Annotated in this window: 11 protein-coding genes; 8 read left to right on the top strand and 3 right to left on the bottom strand. The window is 70.4% G+C overall.

All coding sequences use genetic code 11. The features are described from left to right. Positions 1-48: 48 nt before the first annotated feature. Together ACFWZH_RS36850 and ACFWZH_RS36855 are read left to right on the top strand one after the other, a co-directional pair. Entirely contained in the window at positions 49-624 is a 576-nt protein-coding gene (locus ACFWZH_RS36850) for a TIGR03086 family metal-binding protein (protein WP_384441942.1), read from the top strand. Between the two features lie 36 nt (positions 625-660). Then, a complete protein-coding gene (locus ACFWZH_RS36855) occupies positions 661-1,653 on the top strand; it encodes a DNA-3-methyladenine glycosylase family protein (RefSeq protein ID WP_384441945.1) in 993 nt (330 codons plus the stop codon). 440 nt (positions 1,654-2,093) lie between these two features. Here the strand turns inward: ACFWZH_RS36855 and ACFWZH_RS36860 are convergent, their stop codons facing one another. Next, positions 2,094-2,753: an NADPH-dependent FMN reductase gene (locus tag ACFWZH_RS36860; protein WP_384441948.1), complete on the bottom strand. Its 660-nt coding sequence runs from the start codon at positions 2,751-2,753 to the stop codon at positions 2,094-2,096. 180 nt (positions 2,754-2,933) lie between these two features. Between ACFWZH_RS36860 and ACFWZH_RS36865 the strand changes: the two genes are divergently transcribed. Further along, positions 2,934-3,923, top strand: a complete 990-nt coding sequence (locus ACFWZH_RS36865) for an ornithine cyclodeaminase family protein (protein WP_384441950.1) — start codon at positions 2,934-2,936, stop codon at positions 3,921-3,923. 171 nt (positions 3,924-4,094) lie between these two features. After that, on the top strand, positions 4,095-4,754 hold the full coding sequence (locus ACFWZH_RS36870; protein ID WP_384441953.1) for a 1,4-alpha-glucan branching protein: 660 nt from the start codon (positions 4,095-4,097) through the stop codon (positions 4,752-4,754). Between the two features lie 52 nt (positions 4,755-4,806). Here the strand turns inward: ACFWZH_RS36870 and ACFWZH_RS36875 are convergent, their stop codons facing one another. Beyond that, a complete protein-coding gene (locus tag ACFWZH_RS36875; RefSeq protein ID WP_384441955.1) occupies positions 4,807-5,274 on the bottom strand; it encodes a MarR family winged helix-turn-helix transcriptional regulator in 468 nt (155 codons plus the stop codon). Between the two features lie 57 nt (positions 5,275-5,331). Here ACFWZH_RS36875 and ACFWZH_RS36880 point away from each other — a divergent pair, with 57 nt between their 5' ends. Then, positions 5,332-6,174 (top strand): alpha/beta fold hydrolase, encoded by an 843-nt coding sequence (locus ACFWZH_RS36880; protein WP_384441958.1) that lies wholly within the window; start codon positions 5,332-5,334, stop codon positions 6,172-6,174. Between the two features lie 231 nt (positions 6,175-6,405). Here the strand turns inward: ACFWZH_RS36880 and ACFWZH_RS36885 are convergent, their stop codons facing one another. Next, the gene (locus tag ACFWZH_RS36885) at positions 6,406-6,834 is read right to left on the bottom strand and encodes a hypothetical protein (protein ID WP_384441961.1); all 429 of its coding nucleotides are present in this window, start codon (positions 6,832-6,834) and stop codon (positions 6,406-6,408) included. 799 nt (positions 6,835-7,633) lie between these two features. On the opposite strand from ACFWZH_RS36885, the gene tgmA reads away from it, so the two are divergent. The 3 genes from tgmA to ACFWZH_RS36900 all read left to right on the top strand — a co-directional run bounded on the left by tgmA (position 7,634) and on the right by ACFWZH_RS36900 (position 9,592). Continuing rightward, positions 7,634-7,825 (top strand): putative ATP-grasp-modified RiPP, encoded by a 192-nt coding sequence (tgmA, locus tag ACFWZH_RS36890; RefSeq protein WP_384441964.1) that lies wholly within the window; start codon positions 7,634-7,636, stop codon positions 7,823-7,825. Positions 7,826-7,831: 6 nt separating this feature from the next. Beyond that, entirely contained in the window at positions 7,832-8,761 is a 930-nt protein-coding gene (tgmB, locus tag ACFWZH_RS36895; protein ID WP_384441967.1) for an ATP-grasp ribosomal peptide maturase, read from the top strand. An 87-nt stretch (positions 8,762-8,848) separates the two neighbouring features. Continuing rightward, positions 8,849-9,592 (top strand): Clp protease N-terminal domain-containing protein, encoded by a 744-nt coding sequence (locus ACFWZH_RS36900; protein WP_384441970.1) that lies wholly within the window; start codon positions 8,849-8,851, stop codon positions 9,590-9,592. The last annotated feature ends 2 nt before the right edge of the window (positions 9,593-9,594 follow it).

Here is a 9,594-nt window from a genome sequence, read left to right on the forward strand (position 1 = left end):
TCATCGGCCCGCGCACACCGACCGGGCCCCGTACGAGAGGCGCTTCCCATGAACGCGTTCGACCCCCGCCCCCAGTTCCTCCACGCCGTCGACCAGCTGGAGAAGCTGGTGAGCGGCCTCGACCCCGCCCACCTCGGCCGGCCGACCCCCTGCGAGGCGTACGACCTGCGGGCGCTGCTGAGCCACACCGTCGGCGCGCTCCACCGGATCGCCTACATCGGCGAGGGCGGGCGCGGCATGGACGTCCCCGCGGCGGCCGGCGAGATCGCGGACACCGACTGGGGCGGCGCGGTCGGCCGGGCCCGGGCCCGCGCCGCCGCCGCCTGGGCCGACGACGACAAGCTCGCCACCGAGTTCGAGGTCCCGTGGGGCGTGGCCGAGGGCCGGATCGCCCTCAGCGGCTATGTGATGGAGACGGTGACCCACACCTGGGACATCGCCCAGGTCATCGCCCCCGAGGCGGAGCTGGACGAGGATCTGGGCCGTATGGCCTTCGGCATCGCCCAGAAGGTCCTGCCGGCCGAGCCGCGCGGCGGCGAGATGCCCTTCGCCGCGGTCCACCCCGTTCCCGAGGACGCCGACATCCACCGCCGCCTGGCCGGGTGGCTCGGCCGCGCGGTCTGATCCCCCCGGGCCGCCACCGAACGAAGCGAGACCGCGATGACCGACACCACATCCCTCGGGGCCGGCGCCCTGGCCACCTCCCCTGCGACCACCGACCAGGGGAACGGCCGGGCGGTGACCGCACCCGACACCGCAGCGGCAGCCGCCGTCACCCGCACCGTCCGGCTGGCGGCCCGGCCCCCCTTCTCCTTCTCCGCCTCCCTCGCCTTCATCCGTGCGTTCCCCGCCATGACCGGGCAGCAGGGCACCGCGCAGGACACCCTGACCCTGGCCCTGCGCGAGAACGGCACCACCCTGGGCGCCCGTGTGACGGCCGCCCCCGACGAACCGGCCGTCGACTGCGTCCTGACCGCCGACGCCCCCTTCGGCGACGCCACCGCCGAGGCCGCCGCGGACCGGCTCTCCTTCCACCTCGGTCTCACCGACGACCTCACCGACTTCTACCGCCTCGCCCGCCTCGACCGGCCGTTCTCCCGCGTCGTGGACCGACTGCACGGCTACCACCAGGTCAAGTTCCCCTCACCGCTGGAACTGCTGTGCTGGGCGATCCTCTGCCAGCGCGTCCCCATGCCGGTGGCCAGAAAGATGAAGCAGGCCCTGGTCGAATCGGTCGGCAACCGCATCACCGTCGACGGCGAAACCCGCTGGGCCTTCCCCGACGCCGAACAGCTCGCCGCCCTCGACGAACCCGCCCTCCAGCACCTCATCGGCAACCAGCGCAAGGCCGGCTACCTCTCTCGCGCGACCCGCCAGTGGCTCGACCTGGACGAGGCCTTCCTACGCGCCGGCCCCTACGACGAGGTCCGCGACCAACTCCTGGGCCTGCCCGGCATCGGCCCCTGGTCGGCCACCTTCCTGCTCATCCGGGGCCTCGGCCGCACCGAACACCTCACCCCCGACAAGGAGATGACCCGCGCCGCCGAACGCGTCTACGGCCGTCCCCTCGACGACACCGCCTTCGCCGAACTCACCACCCGCTACGGCCGCCACCAGGGGTACTGGGGCCACTACCTCCGCGTCGGGGGCTGAGGAGAGCCGCTCGGCTGCGGCCTGACCGAAAGTCAGCCCGCAGCCGAGCACGCTGCCGCGCACGGAGCATCCGTCACAGGAAGCAGAGAGGGAGGAGGAGACCGCACTCGTCTTCGTGATTGCCGCCGATCGGGCTCCTCTGTTCACCGCCCTGGTGCGACTGCCCGTCATTGTGCTTGGAGTGATGGGGCTGAGTGGACGTGTGCCCCGTGGCGGCGTCCGGATCGGGGACCGCGGCCGCGGCCGACGCCGCCCCTGTCGCCAGTGCGATGCCCAGGGCAGCGGTGACGGCAAGTGCCCGCACAGCGGTCCTTTGTGAGCGATTCATCCGTGGAGTGTTCATAAGATCACCATGAACGCCCGCTTGTTTCCCTGCGTCCCGGACGCCGCCGACCGGGTGCACCCCCGAAGGCCGGTCGGCGACGGCGAGACGCAGCCCGTCAGTCCTCCGCCCGCTGTGTCACCGGCGCCTCCGTGCGATCGCCCGGGAACTCGTACCACCGGCGCTGCAGGCAGACATAGCGCGTATCGGCCTCGACGAGACGGAGAAAGGCCGTCACCGTCTCGCCGAGGCGCTGCTGCAACCCGTCGTCGGTCAGCTGCCCGTCCTCGGTGAACCCCTTGTGGGCCGCGGCAAGGCTGAACATGTCGGGGTAGACCCGGGTACCGAGGTGCTCCAGCGGCACCCGCAGGGCCCACAGCCCCCGATTGCCGCCCACCAGGGACGGGGAGGCGGAGACGAGCAGCGCATGCTTGGTCTTGAACGGCTGCGGCCGGACCCGCGAAACCCAGTCGATCGCGTTCTTCACCACGCCCGGCACGGAGGCGTTGTACTCGGGGGAGGCGAGCACGAAGGCATCGCACCACTCCAGCCGGTCGCGCAACGCCAGGGCGCCGTCGGGCAGCCCCTGTGCCGACTCCAGGTCACCGTCGTACAGCGGCATGTCGAACTCCCGCATCGCGGCGAGGTCCACGGCGGCACCGGCATCGGCCAGTATCCCCGCGATCAGGGACGCCAGACGGGCGTTGGTCGATTCGGCCCGCAGCGCGGCACCGAGGACAAGCAGGCGCAGCGGGCCGGGGTGGGCATCCGTGGTCATGGTGGGCACGTCCCTTCCGTCACAGGAGCCGTCTCCTTCAACGGCGGCTCGCAGAGCCAGTCTGGCGGCGCATCGGCGTTCAACCGGTGCGCCGCGCCCCGGCGGTCCGTACGGGACTACGGTCGACTCCACGGCCGGGCGACCCGCCGGCCGTACGGCTGCATCAGGAGGTTGAGGCGGATGCTGGTTCTCGGTCGCTCGCAGGTCGAGGCGCTGCTGGACATGGACACGCTGATCGACGGCCTGGCGTCGGCGATGACGGACCTCAGCGCCGGCCGGGCCTCCTCACCGGACCGCGTCGCCGCGCTGGTGCCCGAACGCGACGGCTTCCTGGCGGCCATGCCGGGACGGGTACCGTCGGCCGGGGTGCTCATGAGCAAGCTGGTCTCCGTCTTTCCCCACAACGCCGGCACGGCTCTGCCGACCCATCAGGCGCTGATCGTCGTCTTCGACCCGGACACCGGCGAGCCCGTGGCGTTGCTGGACGGAACGGCCGTCACCGCGGCGCGGACCGCCGCCTGCTCCGCCCTCTCGGCGCGGGTGCTCGCCCGCGAGGACGCCTCGGTGCTGGCCGTCCTGGGGACCGGCGCCCAGGCCCGGTCCCACGCCGAGGCCATGTGCAGGGTCCGCCCGATCCGGCAGATCCGCGTAGCGGGCCGCAGCGAGACCAAGGCGGCCGCCCTCGCCGGGGAACTCGCCGCCGTACTCCGACTCCCCGTCGAAGCGGCACCCACGTACGCACAGGCGCTCGACGGCGCGGACATCGCCGCCACGACCACCCACGCCACCGACCCCGTGATCCGCCGCACTTGGCTGACCCCGGGCGTCCACGTGACCTCGGTGGGCTTCAACCCGGCCGGCCGCGAGATCGACGACGCCACGATCGCCGAGGCACTGGTGTGCGTGGAATCGCGACAGGCGGCGCTGGCGCCCTTCCCCGCGGGCAGCAGCGACCTGCTGAACCCGATCCGCGACGGCGTCATCACGGAAGCACACGTACACGCCGAACTCGGCGAACTCCTCAGCGGCAGCAAACCGGGCCGCTCCTCGCGCGACCAGATCACCCTCTACAAGTCCGTCGGCGTAGCGGTGCAGGACGCCGCGGCGGCGGCCCTCGTCGTGGCCGCGGCCCGGGAGCGGTCGATCGGGTCCGAGGTGCGGCTGGGGTGAGCCGGCTGCCTTCGGTCACCCCCCCCGGCAGCTCGGCGAGGAACCCGACAAGGCACCACACGGCTGAAAACGGTCAAAGGATCTTGGTCTCCGGAGAACCGCCCTCTCGGACGCCGTGCAGATGAAAGGCTGTCGGCGATCGTGTCCCCCTCACGGAAGAGAAGCTCCGGCATGGCTGTCATCCACCACACCACCCTCAAACCGACCAAGCTGGAGCTGCTCACCTCCTGGCTGCCCACCCGCCCGTGGTACCGCGACGGCGCGGGTGAACCGAAGTTGGCCAAGGCCGGCGGCTTCCGGCTGGACGACCCGGAAGGCGAGGTCGGGATCGAGTTCATAGTGGTCACGGACACCTCCACCACCCAACCGACCACCTATCTGGTGCCGCTCACCTATCGCGGTGCCCCGCTCGACGGGGCCGAGCACGCCCTCGTCGGCACGATGGAGCACGGCGTGCTGGGGCGGCGTTGGGTCTACGACGGCCTCCACGACCGGGTGCTGACCGCCCAGTTGCTGGCCCTGATCGACGGCCGGGTCCAGGCCCAGGCCCAGAGCATCAGCGACACCCCGGACCGGGACGTCACCCGCTCCTACGCCGGCGGGGACCACCTCCGCACCGACCCCACCACTGCGACCACCGACAACCAGGACGGCACCGAGCTGACCACACCGCACGGCGTGACCCTCCACGTCCACCGGGCGCTGCGACCTGCCCCGGACGGACCGCCACTTCCCCCGCAGGGCACGACCGGACATGTCGCCGGCGCCTGGGACCTGCCGGACGGCACCCGCGCCCAGGGACTGTTCGCCGTCCTGCGCCCCACCCCCTAGGGGGTGTCCCGGTCGGCACCGCCGCCGCCCGGCCCTCCGGAGGGCGCGCGGGTCAGTTCACCTCGACGTGGTCGAAGAGCCTGAGCATCTCGGTGAGCACCCGCACGCAGGCTCCGACGTCGGCGTCGGTCAGATCGCCGCCCACCTGGCGCAGCAGGGCACGCTCACGGGTGAGGGCGGCGGTGATGGCCGCTCTGCCGTCGTCGGTCAGCCGGACCAACGAAGACCGCTGGTGGGCGGGGTTGGGGAGGACCTCGACGAACTGCTGTGCCGCGGCATCGTTGACCATGCGCTGCACGAACTGCCGGCTCAGCGCCTGCGCCCGGCCCATTTGCGGGACGGTCATCGGCCCGTGTTCGCGGAGCAGGTCGAGCACCGCGCGCACGCCGACGGAGAGGCCCTCGAGAGGCGCGGACTGCTCCACCTTGCGCTGGACCCGTCTGTACAGCGGGCCCACCAGATCGAACACCTCCGTGAGCCGGAGGGCGAGGTCATCGGGTGCGAGCGGCTCATGGGTCACCTCGCCATGATGACACCTCAGTTGCCAAGCCACCCCAGTCATGACACCTTGGTTGTCATGACCGAGGTCTCTGACGTGTACTCATTCGAGCTTGCGGACGGCCGACTCGCGTACCGCGACACCGGCACCGGGCAACCGCTGGTGCTCCTGCACGGCGGCTTCCTGGACCACGGCATGTGGGACGACCAGGTGCCGGCATTCGCGTCGGACTACCGCGTGATCGCACCGGACGCCCGCGGCCACGGCGGATCCACCAACGCGAACGGACCGTTCCGGCAATGCGACGACCTGGCCGCGCTCCTGCGCCACCTCGACGTCGGGCCGGCGATCCTGGTGGGCCTGTCGATGGGCGCCGGCATCGCGGTCGACACCGCGCTGGAGCACCCCGACCTGGTCCGTGCGCTGGTCGTCAGTGGCGCGGGGACCAACGAACCCGAATTCCAGGACCCCTGGGTCAAGGAGATGCTGGCCGAGCAGGCCCGTGCGCTGGCCGACGCCGACGCCGAGCGCTGGATCGACGCATGGATGCGGGGCGCGGCCGGCCCGCACCGCTCCCTCGACGACGTCGCCCCGCATGTCGTCCGGCGGATACGGAGCATGCTCACCCGCACCGTCGCCAAGCACACCAGCACCGAACCCGTGCGGCTGGTCCCCGTGCCCGATACGTGGAAGCGGGCCGCGCAGGTCACGATCCCCGTGCTGGCCATCAACGGCAGCATCGACTCGGACGACCACATCGAGATGGCGGAACGACTCGTGCACGCCGTCGCCGACGGCCGTACGGCCACCATCGAAGGCACCGCCCACTACCCGAACATGGAACGCCCCGCCGCCTTCAACGAGGCCCTCGCAGACTTCCTCGCCGCCCTGTCCGCCCAGAACGGCCCGCAATCCCTCTGACGCCCCCGTCCAGGCACAACGCAGCCTGAGCCGACTGCGCCTGACGCCCCGACCTCCGCACGGCCGAGGCCCAGTACGGCGACGGGGATCGCGGGCCCCTCACCGGTACGAGCCGGGAGATCGTCACCATCGCGGTCAAGAAGCAGGCCATCCACCGCGTCTCCCGCCCGGCAGGTGACGAGAGGTGACGGCCGTCGTCTGCCGGGCGGAAGGGCGTGGGTGCGTGGGCGCCTAGAGGACGGTGACCGTCTCCTGGTGCGCGTAGCTGAACCCGTCCTCGTCGAAGTAGAAGACCCCGACCTTCACCTTGTCGCCCTTGGCGAAGTGCGAACCGACGGCCGGGCGCAGCGAGACCTGCGCCGCGTGGCTGTCGTAGTCGCAGGTGAGCTTGGCGCTCTTGATGGTGCCCGCGGCGATCGACTCGTCGTGGCCGGTCGCGCCGACCTTGGTGGCGTTGGCGACCAACTGGTGGTTCATACCGGGGTCGCAGGAGTACGTGACGTTCGCCCGGAGGCCCGACTCCTGGAGCGAGACCTTGCCGATGGTCAGGAGATTGGCCTTGGCGACGGCGGACGGCGCGGCGGCCAGCGCACCGGCGCCGATCAGGACGGTGGCTGCCGCGGTTCCGGCCAGGCGACGCCGGAGACGGGATGACTTCATCGAGTTTTCCTTCCCCCCTGCGCGGTCACCTCGGTCTGGTACGGAGGGATTCTCCGAGTATGCGGTGACTGCGACAGTTGTTCGAAGTCGTGCGTATTGGTTGGCGATCTTACGTCATCCCGCCCGATGGAGGGGCGTATGTGTCGCAGTGGGATGGGATGGTGCACAGGGGGCGGAACGGCAGGGGAGTGACCCGGTGCGGGCCGGGTCGTGTGTCGGGTTCTCCCACCGGCTGACGGTGGTGTGCAGATCGTCGAGGGGGAGCCCCCGGGACGGCATGGTCGCGGTACTCACGGCAGCACTCAGAAACCTCGCCCGGCTCATCGGGCGGCCGTTCCCGGTGCCTGCTAATGCGTCGTTTTCACGGCGTCCATGCTTCCCCCTGTCGCATTTGGTCAGTTCCGGTCACCCTGTCAATCGGGCTGTCACACCGTCAATGCCAAGTTCCTTGTGGCGGAGGGGAGTTGGTGGATCAGCGCACGGGGGTGGTGCGCGATCACGGGCCGTCGCGGTCCTGGACGAATCGGGCGGGTCGGGCCGCGGAGAGGATGGGGTGCGGCGGGCGCCCTGCCGTCCCGCTGGTCAGGATGGTGCTGTGCGGAGGGAGGCGGATCAGTGGCGCCTGGCGTACGGCATCTACGTTCTTGGAGTTGTCGCGTCAAGCGCTTCTTCGGATTCGATCGAAACAGGCAACTGTTTGACCGCATGATCGCGTCATCTGTGCAGAGTTGTCTGGTGAAGTCTCCCTGTCTCTGCTTCTTCCCGCGGGGGTGGGGCGTGGGTTTTTTAAGGAGAAGGTATGCGTCCGTTTGCTTTGGGTTATGCCCGTCCGGTGGTGAGGTCGGTGGTTGCCGCTCCGTACGTCTATGACGCTGCGCGGCAGCTCAATGTCCTGCCCGACGGGCGTCCGGCCGCCCGCAATCGGGCGGTGCTGCTGGCGACGGGAACCACCGCCTCCACCGCTGGTTCCAAGACGCACTTCGATGATTGAACGGCGATGACTGTCCTGGTTCTTACCTGCGAGGAGGACTTGACGGCGGACATGGTGGTCGCGGCCCTGCACGACCTCGGTGTTCCGCTCGTCCGCCTCGACCCCGCCGATCTGCCGGGCAGGGTCGTCCTGTCGGCGGACTACGGCGACGGCGGCTTCCGCGGGTATCTGAAGACGGATGAGCGCATGGTGAGCCTGAGCAGCTTGCGGTCCGTATGGGTTCGCCGGCCCGGGGCTCCGGGCGCTCGTGCCGAGGAGCAGTCCGCGTGGCTGTCCGCCGAGTCCGAGCAGGCGCTGTACGGCATGCTCTTCTGCACCCCGGCGCGTTGGATGAACCACCCCGTCGCGGCCGTGCAGGCGCGCTACAAGCCGTGGCAGCTGCATATCGCCCAGCAGAGCGGCTTCCACGTTCCTGCGACGTTGATCACTTCGTTCCCGTCGGTTGCGCGCCAGTTCGCCGCGAAGCACCAGGACCTGGTGGTGAAGTCGGTTTCGGGGCGGCATCCCGGTGACCCTCCGATGGTGCTGCCCACTACTCGCGTCAGTCCCGATGCGGACTTCTCCGCGGTGGAGGCAGGGCCGACGCTGTTCCAGCGGCACATCCGAAAGCGGGCCGACATCCGGCTGACCTGGATCGGCGGTCGCATGTTCGCCGCCCGTAAGGAGGCCGACGCCGACGAGGTCGACAGCCGCTTCACGGAGCACGGCGCCTGGAAGCCCGCCGAGGTGCCGGACGCCGTTCGCCGGTCGGTGGACTCCTATATGGACATCGCCCAACTCGCCTACGGTGCCTTCGACTTCGCGGTGGACTGCGACGGGACGTGGTGGTTCCTCGAATGCAACCAGGGCGGCCAGTTCGGGTTCGTCCAGGTGGACACCGACCAGCCCATAGCCCAGGCCATCGCGACCTGGCTGGCCGAGGAATCCGGAGGCTGAGCCCCCTCTTCGACGCCCGCACGGATCCCCGCAATCGACTGTCAACCTCGGGTTGACACCCTTTGGGTGTCAACCTACGGTTGTCACATGGAGAAACCAACCCAGACCTCCGTTCCCGTCCGCCTCGACGACCTGATCGAGGCGATCAAGAAGGTCCACACGGACGCCCTCGACCAGCTGGCCGATGCCGTCATCGCCGCCGATCACCTCGGCGACATCGCCGACCACCTGATCGGTCACTTCGTGGACCAGGCCCGGCGCTCCGGCGCCAGTTGGACGGACATCGGCAAGAGCATGGGCGTCACCCGCCAGGCCGCGCAGAAGCGGTTCGTGCCCAAGGCTCCCGGTGAGACCGACCTCGACCCCAACCAGGGCTTCGGCCGCTACACGCCCCGCGCCAGGAGCGTCGTGGTGGGCGCGCAGAACGCCGCCCACGGGGCAGGGAACGACGAGATCGGCACCGCGCACCTCGTCCTCGGCCTGCTCGGCGAGCCCGAGGCGCTCGCGGCGAACGTGATCCGCGCCCAAGGCGTCGATCTCGACGCCGTCCGGCAGGCGGCGACGGCGGCGCTGCCCGCAGCCGCGGAGAAGATGCCGGCCCTCATCCCCTTCGACGCCGACGCCAAGAAGGCGCTCGAACTCACCTTCCGCGAAGCCCTGCGCCTGGGCCACAACTACATCGGCACCGAGCACATCCTGCTGGCGCTCCTGGAGCACGAGAACGGCACGGGCGTGCTCGCCGACGCGGGCATCGACAAGGCCACGACGGAGGCCCGCGTGGTCGCCATCCTGGCTCAGTACCTCAAGGCACCGACAACCGAAGAGTCCTGACG

It is taken from the genome of Streptomyces sp. NPDC059008 (genome assembly GCF_042749045.1).
Taxonomy (GTDB): domain Bacteria; phylum Actinomycetota; class Actinomycetes; order Streptomycetales; family Streptomycetaceae; genus Streptomyces.